The organism is Sphingobium sp. Leaf26, from assembly GCF_001421665.1.
In the GTDB taxonomy this organism is placed as follows: domain Bacteria; phylum Pseudomonadota; class Alphaproteobacteria; order Sphingomonadales; family Sphingomonadaceae; genus Sphingobium.
The window spans coordinates 23,571-45,123 of record NZ_LMKV01000023.1; the positions used below are offsets into that span (position 1 = coordinate 23,571).

16 protein-coding genes are annotated in these 21,553 nt (G+C 62.5%); 11 read left to right on the top strand and 5 right to left on the bottom strand.

The window, feature by feature from the left end; all coding sequences use genetic code 11:
- Positions 1 to 68: 68 nt before the first annotated feature.
- The 3 genes from ASE85_RS14065 (at position 69) to ASE85_RS14075 (ending at position 5,110) form a co-directional block, all read left to right on the top strand.
- Positions 69 to 1,535: an aldehyde dehydrogenase gene (locus ASE85_RS14065; RefSeq protein ID WP_056689503.1), complete on the top strand. Its 1,467-nt coding sequence runs from the start codon at positions 69 to 71 to the stop codon at positions 1,533 to 1,535.
- A 109-nt stretch (positions 1,536 to 1,644) separates the two neighbouring features.
- Positions 1,645 to 3,789 carry a TonB-dependent receptor gene (locus ASE85_RS14070; protein ID WP_056689506.1) on the top strand — a complete coding sequence of 715 codons (2,145 nt, stop codon included), beginning with the start codon at positions 1,645 to 1,647 and terminating at the stop codon, positions 3,787 to 3,789.
- 67 nt (positions 3,790 to 3,856) lie between these two features.
- Positions 3,857 to 5,110 (top strand): MFS transporter, encoded by a 1,254-nt coding sequence (locus ASE85_RS14075; RefSeq protein WP_162237459.1) that lies wholly within the window; start codon positions 3,857 to 3,859, stop codon positions 5,108 to 5,110.
- Here ASE85_RS14075 and ASE85_RS14080 read toward each other — a convergent pair.
- A complete protein-coding gene (locus ASE85_RS14080) occupies positions 5,099 to 5,935 on the bottom strand; it encodes an alpha/beta hydrolase (protein ID WP_162237460.1) in 837 nt (278 codons plus the stop codon). The two genes, ASE85_RS14075 and ASE85_RS14080, sit on opposite strands and share 12 nt — an antisense overlap.
- 164 nt (positions 5,936 to 6,099) lie before the next feature.
- On the opposite strand from ASE85_RS14080, the gene ASE85_RS14085 reads away from it, so the two are divergent.
- The 4 genes from ASE85_RS14085 (at position 6,100) to ASE85_RS14100 (ending at position 10,872) form a co-directional block, all read left to right on the top strand.
- Positions 6,100 to 6,912 carry an alpha/beta fold hydrolase gene (locus ASE85_RS14085; RefSeq protein ID WP_056689511.1) on the top strand — a complete coding sequence of 271 codons (813 nt, stop codon included), beginning with the start codon at positions 6,100 to 6,102 and terminating at the stop codon, positions 6,910 to 6,912.
- A gap of 87 nt (positions 6,913 to 6,999) precedes the next feature.
- Entirely contained in the window at positions 7,000 to 7,467 is a 468-nt protein-coding gene (locus ASE85_RS14090) for a (2Fe-2S)-binding protein (protein WP_056689514.1), read from the top strand.
- Positions 7,464 to 8,078 (top strand): hypothetical protein, encoded by a 615-nt coding sequence (locus ASE85_RS14095; protein WP_056689516.1) that lies wholly within the window; start codon positions 7,464 to 7,466, stop codon positions 8,076 to 8,078. Before ASE85_RS14090 ends, ASE85_RS14095 begins: the two co-directional genes overlap by 4 nt.
- A 412-nt stretch (positions 8,079 to 8,490) precedes the next feature.
- Positions 8,491 to 10,872 carry a TonB-dependent receptor gene (locus tag ASE85_RS14100; RefSeq protein ID WP_056689518.1) on the top strand — a complete coding sequence of 794 codons (2,382 nt, stop codon included), beginning with the start codon at positions 8,491 to 8,493 and terminating at the stop codon, positions 10,870 to 10,872.
- 106 nt (positions 10,873 to 10,978) lie between these two features.
- Here ASE85_RS14100 and ASE85_RS14105 read toward each other — a convergent pair whose 3' ends face one another.
- The 3 genes from ASE85_RS14105 to ASE85_RS14115 form a co-directional block, all read right to left on the bottom strand.
- On the bottom strand, positions 10,979 to 13,039 hold the full coding sequence (locus tag ASE85_RS14105; protein WP_162237461.1) for a xanthine dehydrogenase family protein molybdopterin-binding subunit: 2,061 nt from the start codon (positions 13,037 to 13,039) through the stop codon (positions 10,979 to 10,981).
- 74 nt (positions 13,040 to 13,113) lie between these two features.
- Positions 13,114 to 13,917 carry an alpha/beta fold hydrolase gene (locus ASE85_RS14110; protein WP_056689521.1) on the bottom strand — a complete coding sequence of 268 codons (804 nt, stop codon included), beginning with the start codon at positions 13,915 to 13,917 and terminating at the stop codon, positions 13,114 to 13,116.
- Complete coding sequence (locus ASE85_RS14115; protein WP_162237462.1) at positions 13,914 to 15,311, bottom strand: FAD-dependent oxidoreductase; 1,398 nt, start codon at positions 15,309 to 15,311, stop codon at positions 13,914 to 13,916. Before ASE85_RS14115 ends, ASE85_RS14110 begins: the two co-directional genes overlap by 4 nt.
- Before the next feature lie 192 nt (positions 15,312 to 15,503).
- Here ASE85_RS14115 and ASE85_RS14120 point away from each other — a divergent pair, with 192 nt between their 5' ends.
- On the top strand, positions 15,504 to 16,625 hold the full coding sequence (locus ASE85_RS14120; RefSeq protein WP_056690178.1) for an alcohol dehydrogenase catalytic domain-containing protein: 1,122 nt from the start codon (positions 15,504 to 15,506) through the stop codon (positions 16,623 to 16,625).
- A gap of 6 nt (positions 16,626 to 16,631) precedes the next feature.
- Here ASE85_RS14120 and ASE85_RS14125 read toward each other — a convergent pair whose 3' ends face one another.
- Positions 16,632 to 17,414, bottom strand: coding sequence for a helix-turn-helix domain-containing protein (locus ASE85_RS14125; RefSeq protein ID WP_162237463.1), 783 nt, complete (start codon positions 17,412 to 17,414; stop codon positions 16,632 to 16,634).
- 205 nt (positions 17,415 to 17,619) lie between these two features.
- Here ASE85_RS14125 and ASE85_RS14130 point away from each other — a divergent pair, with 205 nt between their 5' ends.
- Genes ASE85_RS14130 through ASE85_RS14140 form a run of 3 tightly spaced genes read left to right on the top strand, consistent with a single transcriptional unit; the run spans position 17,620 to position 21,544 of the window.
- On the top strand, positions 17,620 to 18,813 hold the full coding sequence (locus ASE85_RS14130; RefSeq protein ID WP_327196625.1) for an FAD-dependent oxidoreductase: 1,194 nt from the start codon (positions 17,620 to 17,622) through the stop codon (positions 18,811 to 18,813).
- A gap of 25 nt (positions 18,814 to 18,838) precedes the next feature.
- Positions 18,839 to 19,468 (top strand): isochorismatase family protein, encoded by a 630-nt coding sequence (locus ASE85_RS14135; protein WP_056689528.1) that lies wholly within the window; start codon positions 18,839 to 18,841, stop codon positions 19,466 to 19,468.
- Between the two features lie 33 nt (positions 19,469 to 19,501).
- A complete protein-coding gene (locus ASE85_RS14140) occupies positions 19,502 to 21,544 on the top strand; it encodes a hydantoinase/oxoprolinase family protein (protein WP_056689530.1) in 2,043 nt (680 codons plus the stop codon).
- Positions 21,545 to 21,553 lie beyond the last annotated feature (9 nt).

A 21,553-nucleotide genomic window follows, 5' to 3' on the forward strand; every position in this document is an offset into this window, starting at 1 on the left:
GAATAATTCAAATATAAGAAAATATTTCATATCCATAGATACTGTTAAATGGAAAGCGGGATCGCATAATGGTCGATAATATCGTCACAAGTCTGATCGATGGTTCGCCCGTGGCGAATGATGGTGGTCATCTGATACCGGTGATCAATCCTGCGACTGAAGAACTGGTGTGTCATCTGCGAGAAGCCGATGCACAGGAAGTTTCGACCGCCATTAAATCCGCCCGCGCCGCATTCCCGGCCTGGGCCGGCATGAGCACCGACAAGCGCAACGATATTCTCTATGCCATCTGCGACACGCTGACAGCGCACGCCGACGAACTGGCCGACCTCGAAGTCGCCACGACCGGACTTCCGATCAACGGCGTCAAGTTTCTGGCCCGCCGCGCCGCCAGCAATTTCCGCGCCTTCGCGGAGGTTTCCAGCACCCTGTCGGGCGAAAGCTATTCGCAGGCCGAAAATTACGTCACCTACGTCACACGTGAGCCAAAAGGCGTCGGTGCGATGATCGCGCCGTGGAACGCCCCGCTCGCACTCGCATCGATGCGGGTCGCCACCTGCATCGCCTTCGGCAACACCTGTCTGTTGAAGCCGTCGGAACATACGCCGCTGTCCATCTTTCGCATGGTCGAACTGATGCATGAGGCCGGCCTGCCCAAGGGCGTGGTCAACCTGGTCAATGGCCGCGGCCATGTGACCGGCGAGGCTATGATCCGCCATGACGGCATTGACATGATCGGGTTCACCGGCGGGTCGGAAACGGGGCGCCGCATCATGGCGACAGCCGGCGCGAACCTGAAACCCGCAATCCTGGAACTGGGCGGAAAATCGGCGGCCATCGTCTGCGCCGACGCGGACCTCGACCAAGCGCTCGATGGTGCGTTGCTTGGCATCTATTCCAACAACGGCCAGCAGTGCCTGGCCGGTTCGCGCATATTGGTGCAGCGATCCGTCGCGGACAAGTTCATCGCCGATTTCGTGGCGCGGGCCAAGACGATCCGCATCGGCGATCCGATGTCGACCCGGACGGAAATCGGTCCGCTCGCCTTTGCCGCACACCGCGACCGGGTGCTGTCCTTCCTGGACGTCGCCGAAAGCGACGGGGCGGAACTGCTCACCGGCGGCGGTCGGCCCGACGGACTGGACAAGGGCTATTATATCGATCCCATCGCCGTGCTGGCGCCGACGAATGCCGCGCGCATCTGTCAGGAGGAAGTGTTCGGTCCCTTCGCCACCTTCGTCATATTCGACGAGATCGAAGACGCCATCCGCATAGCCAATGACAGCGCCTTTGGCCTGGTCGCCTACGTCTGGACCGGCAGCGTCGCCAATGCGATGCGGTGCAGCCGGGGTATCCGCGCCGGCACGATCTGGATCAACACGCCCATGATGCGCGAATTGCGGGCCCCCTTCGGCGGCTTCCGTGAATCGGGCATTGGCCGCGACGGCGCACGATCCAGCGCAGATTTCTTCACCGAAATGAAAACTACAAGCATTCCGATAGAGCCATTGAATTTGAACCGGCTCGGCATATGAATTCAGGGTCAAAAGACCCGAATTCCACGACATAATAGCTGTTCGCAGGAAGCATCTAAAATCTAAGTTTTCTTGGAAGGGTAATATATTACCCAAGAAAGGGGTAGTTATGCGTAAAATTATCAAGCATCTTCTTCTTACCAGCTGCTTTCTTCCCGCCGTCGTTCACGCGCAGGATGCGACCCCACAGGACAGCGGCATCGGCAGCGACATCGTCGTCACCGCCGAACGCCGTGAAGGCTCACTCCAGACCACGCCGATTTCCGTCAGCGCTCTTGGCGAAGACGCACTGCAACAACTCCAGATCAATCGCACCGCCGACCTTATGCGCGTGGTCCCCAGTCTGGTCGTCGCGTCGGGCACAGTAGATCCAACCACGCTCACCATCTTCATGCGCGGCGCGGGGCAGAATGGCGGCACCTGGCTGGGTTTTGAATCCGCGGTCGGCCTTTATGTCGATGACACCTATTTTTCGCGCCTGACCGGCGCCAATCTCGACCTTGCCGATCTGGAGCGCGTCGAAGTGCTCCGCGGACCGCAGGGCACGCTCTATGGCCGCAATACGCTGGTCGGCGCGATCAAATATGTGACCAAGAAGCCCAGCGACAAAGCCTTCGGCGATTTCCTTGCCGAATATGGCAGCGATAATCTGGTGCGCGTTAAGGGCACCGTGTCGCAACCGCTGTCCGACAATTGGGCGGCGCTGATCACCGGCAATTATTTCCATCGCGACGGCTTCTTCAATGCCGAAGCGCTGAACGACAAGAAATATGGCGACCGCGACGAATATGGCGGCCGCGCGGCGATCAAATATATCGGTGACGGCCCCTTCGGCGTCTATCTGACCGGCTTCTTCTCCCATTCAGAAAATGCCGGCACGATCGGCGTCGCGGTCGATCCGGTGACGCTGCAAAATGCGCGCGAGAACATCTACTCCTATCTCAGCCCGACCCGCGGCTTCGGCAAGAATTTCACCTATGGCGGCGACCTGACGCTCAACTGGAAGGGCGAGAATGTCGAGCTGAAGTCGATCACCGCCTATCTGCGCGGTCATCAGGAGTTCGTGAACGACCTGACCGGCGGGCGTCCCGGCAACTCGCCGGAAAATGGCTATCTGATCGGCTTCAACGAACTGACGTCGGACTCCAAATATCGCACCTTCAGCCAGGAATTCCAGGTTCTGGGCGACGCGATGGACGGACGCCTCAGCTATATTGGCGGCCTCTATTATTTCCGCGAATCCGGCTATCAGATGCGACAGGACTATGTCCTTTACACCTATGATACGTTGCCCCAGATGGTCTATCCCACGACCAACAGCTACGCCGCCTACGGCCAGGCGACCTTCAAGATCACCGACGCGATCGATATCGTTGGCGGCCTGCGCTACACCAAGGAAAAGAAGGTCGTGTCCGGCGTGACCCAGGCGTCGCTGACCAACATGGTGCTGGTGCCGATCGGCGGCACGCTCAAGGCGAAGGCCTGGACCCCCAAGGTCGGCGTGAACATCCGGGCCAGTGACGACGTCTTCCTCTACGCCAGCGCATCGCGCGGCTTCCAGGGCGGCGGGTTCAATTATCTGGCGCTGGCAGCGCCGCTGGCGTTCAACACGAGCTTCGATCCCGAAACCGTCTGGGCCTATGAAGTCGGTGCGAAACTGTCTTTCCTCGACAAGAAGGGCCATCTGAACATTGCAGCCTATCGCAATGACTTCTCCGACATCCTGACCAGCATGACGGTGCCCACCGGGTCCAGCCTGACGCAGAATGCCGGCGAAGCACGGGTGCAGGGTATCGAGGTCGAAGCCAATATCCGTCCGATCCCGGAACTGACATTGTTCGCTTCGGGTGCTTATAGCGATGGCAAATATACCGCGATCAACCCGAATTCCGACCCGGCCAAGGCAGGCGCGAAGTTCATCCCCAACGTCGCAAAATGGCAATATGATATCGGCTTCAACGTCAATATCCCGTCCGACATGGGCACGTTCGAAATGGGCAGCGACGTCAGCTATATCAGCCCGCGCTATCTGGGCGGCACCAATGCGCCGATGACGCTGCTGGACAAGCGCCACGTCGTCAACGCCTTCGTCGGGTGGCAGCCCAACGGATCGCAGTTGAAGGTAAAGCTGTCGGCGGAGAATCTGCTGAAGGAAGAATATTATGTCTACGGCAACGTCATTGGCGGCGCTTATGCGATGCGTGCGCCGGGCGATCCGCAGACCTTCCGCGTTAGCGTGAATTACGCCTATTGATCGTTGAAGGAGGGGGCGGCGCAAAAGCGACGCCCCCTTTTTACTTTTCTACATGTGGGAGATTTCGTTGCACGCCCCAATATCCGGTAGTGATGGCCTGACTGCCTGGCAGGAATTGCAGCGTGGCTGGCGGCCTCTGGTGGCGTGCAGCGTCGGCATCGGCTTTGGCCTCTCGCCGATCCCCCCCTTTACCGCCGGCATATTCGCGACCGCGCTCAACGCCGAATATGGCTGGCCGCGCGGCGAGATACTCGCCGCGATCATTCTCGTGACGATCGGACTCGTACTGCTTGGCCCCACGGTCGGCCGCCTGGTCGATCGCGTGGGCGCACGCCGCGTCGCCATCGGATCGACCGTTGGCCTTGGCCTGTGCCTGTCCGCCTTCGGTGCAATCGGTTCCAATATCCTGAGTTTCTATGCGGTCTGGGCGGTGATGGCGGTCGTGGCGCTGGGCACCCTGCCCGTCACATACGCCAAAGTCGTGACCGGCTGGTTCGATCGCGCCCGCGGGCTTGCCCTGGGCCTTGCGCTCGCCAGCACCGGCATCACCGGCGCGCTCTATCCTTTCTACATCTCTTTCCTGATCGCGCGCTTCGGATGGCGGATGGCCTATGTCGGCGTCGGCCTGCTGCCGTTGCTGATTGCCTTGCCCATCCTGCTGCTCTGGCTCCGCGAGCGCGTGGTCCCTGCGGTCAGTGCGGACGGCACGCCCGCGACCCCGGTCGAAGGTATGGCCGTGCGCGACGCCGTCCGCCGCTATCGTTTCTGGGCCAGCGCCATCGCGGCCATGGGTCTTGGCGCGGGGACCGGCGGACTGATGCCCAACCTGATGCCGATGCTGAAGGAAAACGGCCTGACCGCCGCCGCCGCCGCCAGCGCGCTGGCGATCCTGGCGATCAGCGTGACGGTTGGTCGGCTGGTGTCCGGCTTCATGCTCGACCGGCTATGGGCGCCGCTCGTGGCCGTGCTGCTGGTCGTACCAGCCGCGATCGGCGTGGCCGTGCTGACCATGCCGGGCCTCAGCCTGCCCGTCGCTATGTCCGCCGTCGGCATCATCGGGCTGGTTGCGGGCGCAGAGTTCGACCTTATCGCCTATATCACCGGCCGCTATTTCGGGCAGAAGCATTTCAGCGAACTCTACGGCATCCAATATGCCGTGTTCGGCCTGGGTTCGGGTAGCGCGCCTGCCCTATACGGCACGATCCGCGACTGGAACGGCAGCTATGTGCCGGCCCTGTTCCTGTCGATCGGGCTGTTGCTGGGCGCGGTGGCGCTGCTGCTGACGCTGGGCCGTTACCCCGCCCGCGTCTCAGCCGATTAGGGCGGCGATCGTCGCGGCTTTGTCCGTCGGGGTCATGCCGCTTTGCGTCACGCGGCCGTCCTGCGCGCAATCGGCATAGATTTGTTGGTCTGCGATAGCCTTCCCATCGCCCGCCGCAGCAAGGAAATAGGCAGGCGCGGTCACATGCGCCAGCCGCGCCTTGCTGGCATAGGGGAAGGCCGCGCGATAGCTCTTATGATAGGTGCGCAGAGCCTTGAGCACTTCCACCGCGCGCATATGCAGCTCATCGGCATCGGGGACGGCCCGGGTCATCAGCCGATGGTCGGGGTCGCGTTGGAAATAGGGGAAGTGCAGCGCCTGATCGCGCACGAAGTTGAACGCCCATAGCAGTTGGTAGCCATAATCATGCGGGGCCATCTCCGGCGCATAGCGATCCAGCAGCAGCGCCTGCCATTCGGGACTGAACTCGCCCATCCCCTCCAGGACCAGCCGGTCGATACGCTCAGGTGCCACCACCGCCATCTCACACGCCATACGCGCGCCGGTGAGCGCGCCATAAAGGTGAAAGCGCTCCACGCCCATCGCCGTCAGCGCCCGCAACGCGGCATCGGCAAAATAGGCGATGTCCGGTGCGTCGGGAACAGGCGCGGCGCTGTCGCCATTGCCCAGCGTGTCGAGCGCAATCAGACGAGGGGCACCGCACGCGACCAGCGCTTCCATCAACGGAACCAGTCCGATCGACGATCCGGGCGAGGGGTGGAGCAGCACCAGCGGCAGGCGACCGTCGCTATCGCTACCGACCGTCTGGCGCAGATGCACCTGCCCCTCTGCGATGCGGATGAATGCACGTTCGATTATTGCCATGGCCGGTTCCTTCTGCTGCGCTTGGCGGATCATCGTGCTGCTTGGTTCATGAACAATCGCGCCGCCCACTTTTTCCGACAGGCGAAGAAGTGCGAGACGACAGGCGCCTCGCACCGGACGCGTGGCATGATCGGCTCGCGCCATGCCACCACCGGAGAAAAGACATGTCCAGTTTTTACCGTACCTATGTGGAAGGCCGCTGGGGGCAGGTGCATGTCCGTATCGCGCCCGGTCGCACCGATGCGCCGCCCCTCCTCATGCTGCATCAGACGCCCAAGAGCGGCTGGATATGGGAGCCACTGTTCGAGACATTGGCGCAAGGGCGAACGCTGATCGCGCCGGATACGCCCGGCTATGGTGCATCCGATGGGCCGGGCGCGCCCGTCACGATCGAGGATTATGCGCAGGAAATGCTGGCGCTGATGGATCGGCTGGGCGATCATGGCCTTGCACCCTACGGCGCGTTCGACGCGATCGGCTATCACACCGGATCGTTGACGGTCGCGGCTCTCGGCAATCTCGCGCCGGATCGGGTCCGCAGGATGGTACTGGTTTCGCTGGGCGGGTTCACGCCTGAAGAACGCGACGCCTGGCTGGCGCAAATGCCGCAAGAGCCGCCACTGGCCGCCGATGGGTCACATCTGGTGGCGATGTGGCGAATGATCGACGGCTTTACCGACGCACGTGCCTCGCTACGCTGGAAACAGGATTCGCTGACAGAAAATCTGCGTAGCGGCGCGGGTTTCTATCATGGCTACCGGGCAGTCGCGGCGCATGATTTCCTCGCGAGCCTTGCGGCACTGGAACAGCCTACGCTGATCCTGAACCCTAAGGATGATCTGTGGCGCGAGACGCATCGCGCCGCACCGATGGTCAGGCATGGGCATATGATCGAAGTGGACGCCGCGCATGGCCTGTTCGATCTCGACACCGCACGGATATGTGCGTTGATCGAGAGCCATTTGTCGCAGGGATGAATGTTCGTGGCATGAAGAATGAGGTCTAGCCGCCTTGCGCCCAACGGCCGATGGACCATAACCATGCTTTTCCGCTGCGGAGGTAGCATGTCCATCCGGCTTCGCGTCAATCACGCTTTTCGCGAAGTCGAGGCCGACGCGGACTGCCCGCTCCTGTGGGTCTTGCGCGACGATCTGGCACTGACCGGCACCAAATATGGCTGCGGCATCGCCCAATGCGGCGCCTGCACGGTCCATATCGATGGGCAACCCGTCCGGTCATGTTCGATCGGAGTAGGCATGGTCGGCGGCGCGGACGTGACTACGATCGAAGGTGTTTCGGGTCGCGAAGCAGACGCCATTCGCGATGCGTGGATCGCACATAATGTGCCGCAATGCGGTTATTGCCAGTCGGGGCAAGTGATGTCCGCCATCGCCCTGCTGCGTGAGGTGCCTCAGCCCGATAACGATATGATAGACGCGGCGATGAGTGGTAATATCTGCCGCTGCGCCGCCTATTATCGAATACGCGCCGCCATTCACGCAGCCGCCGACCATATGGCTGGAACGCCATGAAACTATTGTCGGGCGCGATCCTTTGCCTGACATTGTCTTTTGCGGGGGCTGGTACAGGCGGCGTAAAGGAACAGTCTCGCGACCATGATGCACTGCGTGATGCCGCCGCCTTTTCGTCCATCCGCGATCCCCAGGCACGGGCCGTGGCATTATTCACTGAAGCCGGCAAGGTCATCCAAAGCCCGCGGTGCCTTAACTGCCATCCCGCCGGAAACCGACCGACCCAGACAGACGCGATGGTCCCGCACATGCCGTTCGTCACGCGGGGCGCAGATGGAATGGGCACATCGGCGATGCGTTGCACCAATTGCCATCGCACGGAAAATTTTGCGCCCTCCGCCCTGCCGGGCGATCCGCTCTGGCATCTCGCGCCAATCGAAATGGCCTGGCAGGGCCGCTCGCTCGGCGCAATCTGTCGCCAGATCAAGGATCCTGGCCGTAACGGCGGCAAGTCGCTGGCGCAGATCGTACACCATATGGCGAAGGATCACCTTGTCGGCTGGGCCTGGCGTCCGGGTGGCAAGCGCACGGCCGCGCCCGGCACGCAGGCCCGCTTTGGCCGCCTGATCGCACAGTGGGTAGCCAGCGGCGCGGCCTGTCCCACCGATTGATCGAGTCGCACGACGCCGCCTTCCACTCTCTGTTCGATCGACCCACGGATCATGAAAGCTGGCGGAATCCAGGTCATGCCGGGCGGCGACGACAAAGCGCCACTTTATCTTTAGCCCGACAAAAATTCGCCGCGCGAACATTTCTGCCTGTTCCATCGACCAGTGCCTGCAATCTCAGCAGCCTGCAATTGTGACAGTTCAACGAAGAGCCAGTCGGCACGACAGTCGCCAGCCGATCAGTCGGGTCGCGAACATGCCGAAGGCGAGTTGGAAAAGTTCTGGGAATATAGTTTTGACATCAACTGATAAAATAATCGGAACGTCATAAGTAAAAGCAGGCAGGTTACAGGAACAGTATTTTTAGAATTTTGGTCGCCACACGAAAACGTGTCGCGCCAATTGGGGGTAAGCGATGAAGATCAATATCGGCAAGACATTGTTCCTGACATCAGCGGCGATCGCACCGTTGCTGACTGGGTTTACCACAGCCGCGCAGGCCGCACCGGCGGACCAGAGCAGCGCACCGACTGCAAATGCGGAATCGGGCGTTGGCGAAATCATCGTCACGGCCCGCAAGCGCCAGGAAAGCGCGCTGGACGTGCCGGTCGCGCTCAGCGCCTATTCGGCTGAAACGCTCGCTGCTCGCAACGTGCAGACCGTTGAGGAACTGACCGCGATCACGCCGGGCATGAACCTCAACAACTCGATCACCGGATCGGCGCGATCCGACCGCAGCCAGACCGCACTCATCATTCGCGGCATGGCGCCCAGCCGCGGCAACCGCACCAGCTCGACCTTCATCAATGGCGTCGCCGTATCCGACGGCACCGTCACCGGCATTTTCGATATCGCCAGTGCCGAAATCCTCAAAGGTCCACAAAGCGCCTATTTCGGTCGCCAGACCTTTGCTGGCGCAATCAATTTCGTGACGGCCGAGCCGACCGACGAGTGGAAGGGTTCGTTCAGCGCCCTGGGCGGATCGCGCAGCTATGTCGACCTGCGCGGCGCGGTGGGCGGGCCTATCATCCCCGGCATCCTGTCCTTCCGGGCGAGCGGCCGTTATTTCAGCCGTGACGGATCGTGGAAAAATGCAGCGGAGCCCGGCAACACGCTGGGCGACCAGAGCACGCGCAGCGGCACGCTGGCGCTCAAATTCACGCCGACCGACAATCTGACCGTCAAACTGCTGGGCATGGTCGCCAACGACGATGACGGCGCGGGCGCGACCGGCGTGATCCTGCCATCGCAATCCAACTGCGACATCAACGGCAATCCTTATTTCTGCGGCACGTTGCCGGGCCTGACCGCTGGCCAGCCGAGCGCGCGGACGGAGGTGACGCCGGGCGTTGCGGCGATGTTCGACCAATATTCGCCGATGTTTTCGAAGGACGAGAATATCGACCATTTCGGCATGAAGCGCGATAGCAATCACTTTAGCGCCACCGTCGATTACGAGACGGCCGGCGGCGTGACTTTGTCCAGCCTCACCGGCGTCAACCGCACCAGCTGGACCGTGCTCTATAATCTGAACGGTCGTGCCTCGCCCTTCCCTAACGTCTATACAAGCGGCCCGCTGGCGCAGGAATATACCGACTGGCCGCTGATGATCCAGCATGAGCAGAAGGATTTCAGCCAGGAATTCCGCGTTTCCTCGCCGCAGGACGGATCGTTCCGCTGGATGTTCGGCGGCAGCTATCTATGGGCCAAGGGCTATGAAAGCTACGCCCAGCTCTATTTCTTCGACCCGAACTCTGTGTCTTCTGCCTTCTCCTCGATCAACGAGAATAAGACCTGGGGCGGCTTCGTCGGCTTGTCCTACGACTTGTCCGACCAGTTCACGATCAACTTCGATGGGCGTTACCAGTCGGACAACATCATCAGCCGCACACAAAGCGGTGCGGTGGGATATGAGAAGACCTATAAGAACTTCCTGCCCCGCATCACCGCGCAATATAAGCCGACGCGCGACATGATGATCTACGCCACCTATTCTCGCGGCGTGAATCCGGGTCTGGGCATCGACCCGCTGCTGTCGGTGCCCGCCGAATTCGTGCCGGACCTTGAAGCACAGGGCGTCACCCATGGCGTGAAGCCCGAAATCCTCGACAATTTCGAGGTCGGCGTGAAGGGCAGCCTGTTCAACAACCGTCTGACCCTGTCAGCCGATGTCTATTATGACATCTGGAAGGACAAGATTATCGAACAGACGTTGCTGTTGCAGCGTCCCAACGATACGCCGCTATTCGTTTCCGTCTTCACCAACCTGGGCAAGGTGACGCTAAAGGGTCTGGAAGTCGATATGACCGCCCGTCCGATCGATGACCTGACCCTGACGCTTGCCGGTGCAATCAACGATAGCGAGATAGACCGGGGTTTCTGCGGCACCTGTCAAACGCTGTCGGGTAATGCGGATGTGAAGGGCAATCGCCTGCCCTTCACTTCGAAATATTCGATCGATGCCAGTGGCGAATATTCGCACGATATCGCCGCGCTTGATGGCTTCCGCGGCTATGCCCGCAGCGAGTTCACCTGGAAATCGGGCGTCTATGAGAGCGAAGGCAATTACGCCAAGTCGAAGGCCGCGACGAACGTCAATTTCCGCCTCGGCCTGCGGTCGGAGACGATCAATATCGAGGGTTTCGTGACCAACGCCTTCAATAACAAGACCTATACCAGCGTTCAGCCCAATTGGGATCTGAGCAACCCGGCCGAGAATTTCGGCGCTTACAAGACCATGTATGTAGGCCTGCCCCAATTGCGCACCTGGGGTTTGCGGGTAGGCTATAATTTCTGAACGGGGGTGATACAGTCCGCGCATAGCGTTGCGCGGACTGTATCATAAATAAGAAAAAGGCCGCGCCGGTCCGTCCGGTGCGGCCTTTTTCCGTACTGCTGGGAAATCAGGCAGGTCGGTACGGAAAGCGCGTGGCGAGCGGTGCACCCATCCGTTCCAGCGCGTTGATGACGGCAGCCCCGGCCAGCACCGATCCGGGTTCGCCTATGCCGGTGGGCGGCGCATCGCTGTCGATGATCGCAATCTCGATCAGGCGCGGCATACCGTCCATCCGCAGCACCGGATAAGCGTCGAAATTGGTTTCGACCGCCGCGCCTTGCCTTACCGTCAATTGACTGTGGAAGGCGTTGGACAGGGCAAAGCCAATCCCCCCCTCGACCTGCGCGCGCACGATGTCGGGGTTGACGGCGAAACCGACATCGACCGCGCACACGATCCGTTCGATCCTGAAATCGGCAGGCGTGCCCGAAATTTCCGCGATCTGCGCGACATAGCTGGAATCCGCCTTGTGGACCGCGACGCCTCTCATCCGTCCGGGCGCAGGCGGGTGATCCCAGCCGATCATCGCCGCCGCTCGTTCCAAAACCGCACGCTGGCGCGGATCGTCCTTCAGCAGGGACGAGCGGAAGGCCACCGGATCGGCATGGGCGGCGCGGGCCAGACGATCAATGAAAATCTCCTTCGCGGGCGCCATGTGATTGTTGCTGATACCGCGGAACGTCTCGACCGGTATGTCCAGCTTCGGCCGCCACCAGGCGACCTCGCCGGCCGGGAAACCGTAGAGTTCGAACCCGTTCCCCAACAGGACGCTGCTGCGATGGAGGTCCGGCAGGACGTCGATCAAATGAGCAAACACGCCCTCGCCTGCCGCATGGTGGGCGACCGCCAGTGGTCGCCCACCAGCATCGATCGCGCCGCGCAGACGATGCCGGACCTGCGGCCGGTATCGGAAGGCCGCCATATCTTCCTCGCGTGTGCGCATCAGCTTGATCGACCAGCGACCGGCGGTTGCGCGCAACAGATGGGCGATCTCCACTACCCAATCCGAATCCGCCGCCGCGCGGCGGCCGAAGCTGCCGCCCGCAGCGATGGTTTCGAGAATGACGTCTTCGGTCGGTAATGCCAGTACCTTGGCGACGGCCTGCTGGTTGGCGGTCTGCGACTGGAAGCCGCCGCGCAAGCGGCAGCGTTGCCCCTCCATCCGCCCCATCAGCGATAGCGGTTCCATCGGCGCATGGGCGAGATAGGGAAAGTCGAACGTCGCCTCGACGACGTGCGCAGCGTTGGCGAAGGCAGCATCCGGATCGCCACGCCGATCGCGGAAATCAGGCGCGCGTGCCTCCATCATTGCAGAGAGTTCGCGCATGAAGCTGTCCGACCCGGTCTGGCTTGCCGCGCTCTCGTCCCAGACGGGATGTAACGCGGCCCGCGCTTTCATCGCCTGCCAAGTGGTGTTGGCAACCACCACGACGCCCGTGGGAATTTCCGCGACTTCGCACACCCCCGCCATGGCGCGCGCCGCCGCCATGTCCGCGCTTTTGAGTCGCGCGCCCAGACGCGGCGGCCGGGCGACCAGCGCAACCTTCAGGTCCGGCCATCCCCCATCGATGCCATAGCGCTGTGCGCCGGTGGATTTGGCGATGCGATCCAGTTGGTCGAGCAGAGGCTTGCCCAGCAGGCGGTAGGCGGCACGTAGCTTGGGCGTGGCCGAGGGTACCGGCAGGCGACCGGCGGCGGCGGCGAACACGCCGAAACCGGCGCTGCGGATGCCGCACGTCAAAACGCCCCTATCGATGCTGATCGTATCGAACGGCACCTTCCATGCCGCAGCGGCTGCCTGGAGCAGCATGGCCCGCGCGACCGCTCCCGCCTCCCGCAACTGGTCCCAGCTATTGGCGATCGATGTCGATCCGCCTGTGGTCTGCGCCCCGAAGAAGAGATGGCCATAATCCGGCATCCGCGCAGGCGCGCCCTCGACGCGCACTGTCGCCCAGTCCGCATCCAGTTCTTCCGCTATGATTGAGGCCAGGCCGCTCCATATGCCCTGTCCCATGTCAAGATGCTTGGCGTAGACAGTGACGATCCCGTCGCCGTCGATCTTCAGGAACGGCCGCGTCAGGCCGCCGTCGTCCTGCGCCTGCGCTGCCCTTTGCGTAACGCCCAGCATCAGGCCGGCCGCTGCCAACGAGACAAAACCACGGCGGTCGATGCTCGCTTCTTCTCGGTTCGGCCTCCCCGTCATCAGCGCAAAAAGGCGACCACGGCCTCGACCCATTGGTGCGGTTGTTGATCGACGATATCGACGCCACCACCTTCCAGCGTAACGAACGCCATATCGGGCCGCAGCGCGTGGGCGCGGCATGCATGCTCATATATCTGGTCGCCGCTGTTGGTCAGGATCAAGGTGGGGCACTCGATGCGGGGCAAGCTGTCTTCGTGCCGATAGAGGAAACCGGCATTATGCCCATACCAGAAGGGCGCCTGCGCGCCCAGCGCCTGCAACACGAACTGGCTCACGCGCTCGATCGGGAGGCTGCCGGCGACCAGCCGTTCGCGGATCGCCATGAAGTCGGTGAAATGCCGTCCTCCCGGTTGCGGTGTCAGCGCCTTTTCACGTGGCAGCTTTTCGGTGAAGAAAGTCGTGCGTTCCGTTTCGGTCAGCGGCATCGGGCCATTCAACACCAGCTTTTCGACCGAAACCGCACCGGACAGAGCCACTTCCGTACCGACCATCGATCCGGTGTGATGGCCAAGGATGCGGGCGCGCGTAATCCCCAGCGCCTGCATGGCTGCGACCACGCCTGTCGCCAAATCCTCCACGCGCGGAGCGAAGGCCGGGCAATCCGAACCGCCAAAGCCAGGCATATCGATGGCGACGACGTCGAAGCCCTGGGTCGCCAGCAGCGGGTGGACCGCATCGAACTGTCTCCCATCCATGCCCGCCTGATGCAGAAGGATCAGCGGCAGGCCTTTGCCCAGGCGGCGATAATGGATCTGGCCATAGGGGCCGTCGACATAACCGCGCCGGGGCTTGACCTGGCTCATGCCAGCACTTCCCGGCCGAGCCGCAATCCCAAAGTCACGGCAGAGGAGACGATACCGCCGCTCAGGAAACCATGACCAAGGAAGCCGATGCCGATGGCCTCGCCTGCCGCATAAAGCCCTGCGATCGGCCGCCCTTCGCGGTCGACAACGCGCAGGTCGTGATCGACCCGAATGCCGGGGTAGCAACAGATCGAAAAGCCATAGTGCCGCACAGCGTAAAATGGACCCTCCGCCACCGGGCTGGGCATGTGCTGACGGCGCAACATGTCGCTGCCGACGGCCTGCCCACGATTATAGAGGTCGATGGTCGCGTTGAGCCTGTCCACCGGCAGGCCGCAACGCAGCGCCATATCAGCGATGCTGTCGGCACGGACATAATCGGTGTCCTGTCCCGCGAACAACTCTTCCAGTTGCTCCGGCTCCCATTTGAACAGTGCAGGAGATTCCCGACGGGCCTTTTCGTCATATATGACCCAGAAGGTCCAGCCCGGCTGGCGCATGATCGCGCGTTCGCGTTGATCTATGATCCCTTCGTCCTCTGGCATGAAACGATCGCCATCGCTGTTCACATAGATTTCCCATGGCGGGCGGACGAGCGGATTGATCACCGAATGCATCCAGGCGGACGCTGGCGCATTCAGATTGCGCGTGCCCCCGAATGAGGGCAGCAGGGTATCTTCATACCAGGTCGCGCCGCCCGCCGCCGTCGCCATGTCCATCCCGTCCCCCACGACCGTATCGATATGATAGCGCAGCGGGTTGATGCCGTGGATTTTCTGCCAATGATCCGCGCTGCCGCTGAACCCGCCGGTCGTCAGGATCACGGCGCGGCCATGAAGCTCCACCGTGGCGTCGCCGCAGGTCGCTATCACGCCTTTCGCCACGCCATCCTCGACAATCAGATCGCGCACGCGGGTATTCAGGAAGATTTCGATCTTGCCGCTATCGACCAGCGGCGCCAAGGCGTTGCGATAAGCACCGATCAGGGAAAAGCCCTGTTCGGTGCTGCGATAGGTGCGCGGCGTGGTGTAGAGGTCATGTTCGGGGGCGAAGACCGGCTCGAACGGGGTGCAGGTCCAGCCATGGTCCAGAAGCCAGTCGATCATACCCGCCGCCCGGTCGATCCAGGCGCGCAGCAGCACATGGTCGCCGGTGCCATGATTGATCCGTAGCGCGTCGGCGAAATGCTTGTCAGTGCTGTCTTCGACCCCCGCCGCATTTTGCATCGGCGTGCCGGCTGCGCTGATCGACCCACCCGACAGGACCAGCGTACCGCCGATATCGCCGGCGGCCTCGACCAGTGCAACGTGCAAACCGCGTTCAGCGGCGGCCACCGCGGCCGGGACTCCCGCCGTTCCTGCTCCGACTACGATCACATCGAACGGCTGACTCACCTGCAACACCCCGCTTGTATGTCGCTCACCTCAACCCATGAGCTGTTGCCTATCCTGACTGCGGCACCTTATGGTCGCGAGGGGCGAGACATCAATGTTCGCCTTATGAACAAATTGCCGCCTGGCGGCCATGGCGTGCATGCCTTCATGCGACAGCCACGTCGCACGACAACCGCCGCAGGGGATATCGCCATGAAGATCATCGCAGCCGTACTCGACCGGAGCGGCGGCCATGCCACGCCCTATGCCACATCCCGGCCACTGGACCTGCGGCAGGTCAGCCTCGATCCACCGGGCAACGGCGAACTGCTGATCCGCATCGATGCGGCCGGCCTGTGTCATTCGGACCTGTCCGTGGTCAATGGCGACCGGCAAAGACCCATGCCGATGGTGATCGGACATGAGGCGACGGGCATCATTGATGCCGTGGGTGCGGGGTGCGAGGGCTTTGCGATCGGTGACCGGGTCGTGCTGGCATTTCTGCCGAGTTGCGGCCATTGTCCCCGCTGCCTCGCCGGGGAGACATGGCTTTGCGGACCCGGCACCGCCGCGAACGGACAGGGGACATTATTGGCGGGCGACTGCCGCCTGCATGATAATGTCGGGCCAGTCCACCATCATCTCGGCATTTCCGCCTTCGCCAGCCACGCGGTCGTCGATGCCCGATCGGCGGTCAAGATCGACGGCGACATCCCGGCGGAGATCGCCGCGCTATTCGGCTGCGCGGTGCTGACCGGTGTCGGTGCGGTGGTCAATGCCGGCGCGCTGCGTCCGGGCGAAAGCGTCATCATCCACGGCCTGGGCGGCGTTGGCCTGTCCGCATTGCTGGGCGCGCGTGCAACCGGCGCGGCGACCATCCTGGCCATCGATCCGTCCGCCGAAAAACGCGCGATCGCACAGGAACTGGGCGCCCATGCCTGCGCGCCGGACGAGGCGGAAGCGATGCGCGCGACATTATTTGCAGAAGGCGGCGCGGACCTGGTCGTGGAGACCGTCGGCCATGCAGCGGTGCTGCGCGCGGCGATCGCTTCGGGAAGGCGTGGTAGCCGGATCGTCAGCGTGGGCCTGCCCCGCCCGGACCAGATGCTCGACCTGCCCGCGCTGACGCTCGTGGCGGAGGCCAAGACGCTGATCGGCTGCTATCTCGGCTCCTGCGTGCCGGCGCGCGACATTCCCCGTTTCATCGCGATGTGGAAGGCAGGCGTGCTGCCGGTCGAACGGCTGCTGACATCGGTCGGACCGCTCGACACGATCAACATGGCTCTGGACGACATGCAGTCCGGCCGCGCGATCCGTCAGATCATGATACCCTGACGACCTCTACAAATTCCCGATCATGTCGGTGCCGATCCGCGCAGCCGTTTCCATAACCTGCGGCAAATAGCGGGTCACAGCGGCATCCAGCGTCATGGCCGCGGCAAAGAAGACCAGCGTCAACGTGCCCAGCACCTCGTCCTCGCAAAAGATCGGCACGGCAAAGGAGGATGTGCGGCCCGGATTGGCCGAATAGGCCGTCCGCGCCATCGCCGCATAGCCCTGCTGCCGGATCTTTTTCGATTCCCCGGTCGATTCGAACGCGCGCAACATGCGGATTTCGCCTTCCGTCCCCGATTCCTCGATATGCGCGATCAGATTTTCGCGGATATCGCGGCTCGTATGGGCCAGAAATGCGCGTCCCGACGCCGACTGGATCAGCGGCACCTGCCACCCGGGATAATAATGATTGAATGTCATCGGCGTCTGGGTGCTGGTGGAATCGCGCACCACCATCACGTTGGCGACGCGCGTCACCACGCTGATCGGCCAATGCACCGCCTGGGTCAGCGCCTCGATATGCGGGCGCGCCTTCGTGACGAGTGCGTCATGGCTCTGAAAGCCATAGGCCAGCGCCTGCACCAGCGCGGTGGCGCGATAGCGTTTGCGGTTCGGTTCCCGCTCGATAACCCCCTCCTCGATCAGCGCGCGCACGATGCGCAGAGCGGTCGGATAGGGCAGGTTCACGGCCTGCGCGATGTGCGTCATGCTGGGCGCGCCCTGAAGATTGATGACCCGCAATATGTCGAGCGCGCGCCCGATCACCCGGATTGATGCGTCGTCGGCCACCTTGCATTCCACCTTGCTACACATATTCCGGCAATGCCCGGAGCGATGCCAGTAGAGCGCGACTTCGTTCACGGCGCAAAGACAATTGTTCATTAGGCGAACATACTGGCCCCTATGGCTGGCCTCTGCCTGACCCGTTCCGCAAGCCTTTCCATCGACGCGCAGCATCGACGCACAGGGGCGTCATGCGCAAAGGCGGGGCATAGTGATCGAAACCGAAGTTCTGATTGCCGGCGCGGGACCAGTGGGCGCGATCGGCGCCGTGCGGCTGGCGTCGATGGGTATCGACGTCATATGCTGCGAACAGACGGACAGTTTCGCCAGCGACCTGCGCGCCTCTACTTTCCACCCTGTCACGGTCGAGATGCTGGACGATGTCGGCGTGGCCCAGCCACTGATCGACAAGGGATTGAAGGCCCCCGTCTATCAGTGGCGCGACAGGCGTTCTGGCGAGCATCTGAACTTCGACCTGGGCGAGGTCGCCGACGCGACCCGCTTTCCGTTCCGTCTGCAATGCCCGCAACATCATATGGCGGAAATGCTGACCAGCCATTTGCCTACGCTCGCTAACGCGGAAATGCGCTTCGGCACGAAGCTGGTCGGCGCGCGCGAGGATGGCGATGGCGTCATCGCCACGGTCGAACGGGACGGCAAGCAGGAGGATATCCGGGCGAAATTCCTGATCGGCGCGGATGGATCGCGCTCCACCGTGCGCAAGGTGATGGATGTCCCGTTCGATGGCATCACTTATGAGGAGAAGTTCGTCAGCGTCTCCACGCCCTATCCGATCGAAACGATCCTGACCGACATTGAATATGTGAACTATATCGCCGATCCAGATGAATGGCTGGTGCTGCTGCGCGTGCCTGGCCTATGGCGAATCCTGATCCCGGCCGGTCCCGATACCGACAATGACGAACTGCTGTCGGACGTATCGGTCGCCGCGATCTTCGACCGGATCGTACCGGGCGTCGCAGTGGAAACCAATTTCCGCAAGATCTACAAGGTGCATCAGCGGGTCGCAGGATCATTCCACAAGGGGCGGATGCTGCTGGTCGGCGACGCCGCGCATCTCAACAATCCTCTGGGTGGTTTCGGGATGAACAGCGGCATCCACGATGTCTGGAATCTGGCCGATAAATTGTGGAGCATCCTGCGGAAGGATGGCGACATCGAACAATTGGCCCTGTTCGATCGGCAGCGGCGCGGCATCACCAACGCCTTCATCCAGGCGCAATCGATCCAGAACAAGGAATTCATGGAACATGCACCGGTCGAAAGCCATGCCGGCCGCATGGATCGCATGGCTACGATCGCCGCTGATCCGGCGCTGCGCCGCGAGTATCTGCTCAAGCAGGCGATGATCACCAGTCTTACCGACGCGGCAAAGATCGCATGACCCGTAACCCCTGCAAGGACCGGAAATGAGCGACGACCTGGACGACAATTACAAGCGCGCCTACGGCCGTTCGGTCGGTTTCGGCCAGCGCCCCGCCCTTATCCTGATCGATTTCGCCCAAGGCTATTTCGATCCGACATGCGACCTCTATGCCGGGGTGGACGACGCGCTTGCATCAGCTCTGCGGGTGCGCGAGGCGGCCCACGCGGCCGGCGTCCCGGTGATTCTGACCAATGTGGTGCTGCATCCCAGCGGCATCGACGGCGGCCGTTTCTTCGAAAAATCCAAGCCCATGCGCTATTTCATCCGGGGCAACCCGATGGGCGACTGGGCGACGGGGCTGGTGCCGACCGACGACGAACTGGTCGTGTCGAAACAATATGCCAGCGCCTTTTTCGGCACCTCGCTCGCCGCCACGCTGACGGCGATGGGCTGTGACAGCGTGCTGCTGACGGGCCTGACCACCAGCGGCTGCGTGCGCGCCACCTGCGTCGACGCGATGCAGCACGGCTTCCGCACGATGGTGATCGAGGAAGCATGCGGCGATCGCCATCCTGATCCGCACCGCGCCAACCTGTTCGACATGAACGCCAAATATGCCGACGTCGTGAGCGAGGCGGATACGATCGCCTATCTCGCGACGCTGCGCCCGTAATTCCCAGCCCTTAATCGAAAGACGGTTCACACCATGACCTATCGTCTCGGCGTCGATGTCGGCGGCACCTTCACCGACCTGCTGCTTTTCAACCAGTCATCAGGCGCGTTCTGGCGGCACAAGACGCCTTCGACCCCGCATGACAGTTCGCAGGGCATCCTCACCGGCCTGACCGCGATCTGCGCCGGCGCCGGGATCACACCCGCCGATATCGACTATTTCCTGCACGGCACCACGGTCGCGACCAACGCGATCCTGGAAGGCAAGGGCGCGCGCGTCGGCCTGATCGTGACGCAGGGCTATGGCCAGGTGATGCAGATCGCCCGCTCCTTCGTGCCAGGAGGTCTGGCCGGCTGGATCGTCTGGCCCAAGCCGGAGCCGCTCGCCGCGCTGGAGGATACGGTCGAGATTGCGGGGCGCATGGACGCGCAGGGCAACGAATTGCGACCGATCGACGAGGATGGCATCCGCGCGGCGCTCGGCCGGTTCGAAGGGTTCGAGGCGCTGACCGTCAGCCTGATGAACAGCTATCTGAACGGCGGGCATGAAAAGCGCGTGGGCGAAATCGCAGCGGAGATGCTGCCCGGCGTGCCTGTCTCGCTGAGCCATGTCGTGTTGCCGGAGATGCAGGAATATGAGCGGACGCTCACGACCGTCGCCAATGCCGCCGTGCGGCCGGTGGTCGGCAAATATGTCCGCAATCTTCGCAGCAGCCTGCGCAGCAACGGCATGGCCGGGTCGCTTTCGCTGCTGCGGTCCGACGGCGGCCTGATGTCCTCCGAAAAAGCGGAGGATCATCCCGTCGCGCTGCTGATGTCCGGTCCCGCCGGTGGCGTGACGGCCGCGCTGTGGGTCGGCAAGAATGCGGGCATCCGCAACATCCTGACGCTGGACGTCGGCGGCACCTCCACCGACGTCGCGCTGATCGAAAATCTGGAGGCGCGCCGGGTCCGCACGACCGAAGTGGGCCATTTGGCGGTCCGCGCGTCGGCGCTGGACGTCAAGACCGTGGGCGCGGGCGGCGGATCGATCGCCTATGTGCCCGAACTGACGGGCGCTTTGCGCGTCGGCCCGCAATCGGCAGGGGCGGTGCCGGGGCCGGTGGCTTATGGCAAGGGCGGGGAACTGCCCACCGTGACCGACGCCAATGTGGTGCTGGGCTATCTCCCAGAAAATCTGCTGGGCGGCGCGTTCAAGCTGGATCGTGAGGGCGCGGCCCGTGCTGTACAGACCATCGCCGATCGTCTTGGCATCGGCCTGATGGAAGCCGCGCGCGGCATCATCGACATCGTGAACGAGAATATGTTCGGCGCGCTGCGCATGATCTCCGTCCAGCAGGGCTATGATCCGCGCCATTTTGCGGTGATGGGATTTGGCGGCGCGGGTCCGCTGCACGTCAATGCAATCTCTCGCCTGATGGGTGCCTGGCCTGCCGTATCCCCGGTCAGTCCCGGCGTGCTGTGCGCGCTGGGAGATGCCACCACGCGGATGCGCACAGAAACCGCGCGCAGCTTTTCCCGCCGTTTCGATGAAACGTACGAGGCGCAGGTGAATACCCAACTGGCCGAAATGGCGGCGCAGGTGACCGCCGAACTGACTGCCGAAGGCATCGCGCCCGAAGACGTCACGGTTCAATTCGAACTGGACGTGCGCTATGAGGGGCAGGCGTTCGAGGTGCCTCTCTCGATCGACGCCGCCACACTCGAAGCAGACGGCCTGCCCGGCGTCACCGCCCGCTTCGATGCAGAGCATGAGCGCCTCTTCACATTCAACATGGATAGCCCGCATGAACTGGTGAACCTGCGCGCCGTCGCGATGGGACCGCTGCTGGAACTGGAGGCCCAGCGCCTGCCGCAAGGCAATGGCGATCCGATCGCCGCCAAGCTGCGCGATCATCAACTCTGGGCGAACGGCGCGATGGTGCCTGCCGTCCTCTACGACCGGGCGAAGCTGCGCGCGGGCGACATTATCCCCGGCCCGGCGATCGTGACCGAGATGGACTCGACCACCCTGATCGAAGCGGACTGTGTCGGCGCGGTCGACGCCTTCGGCAACATCCTCATCAACCTGGCCTGAACGAAGGAA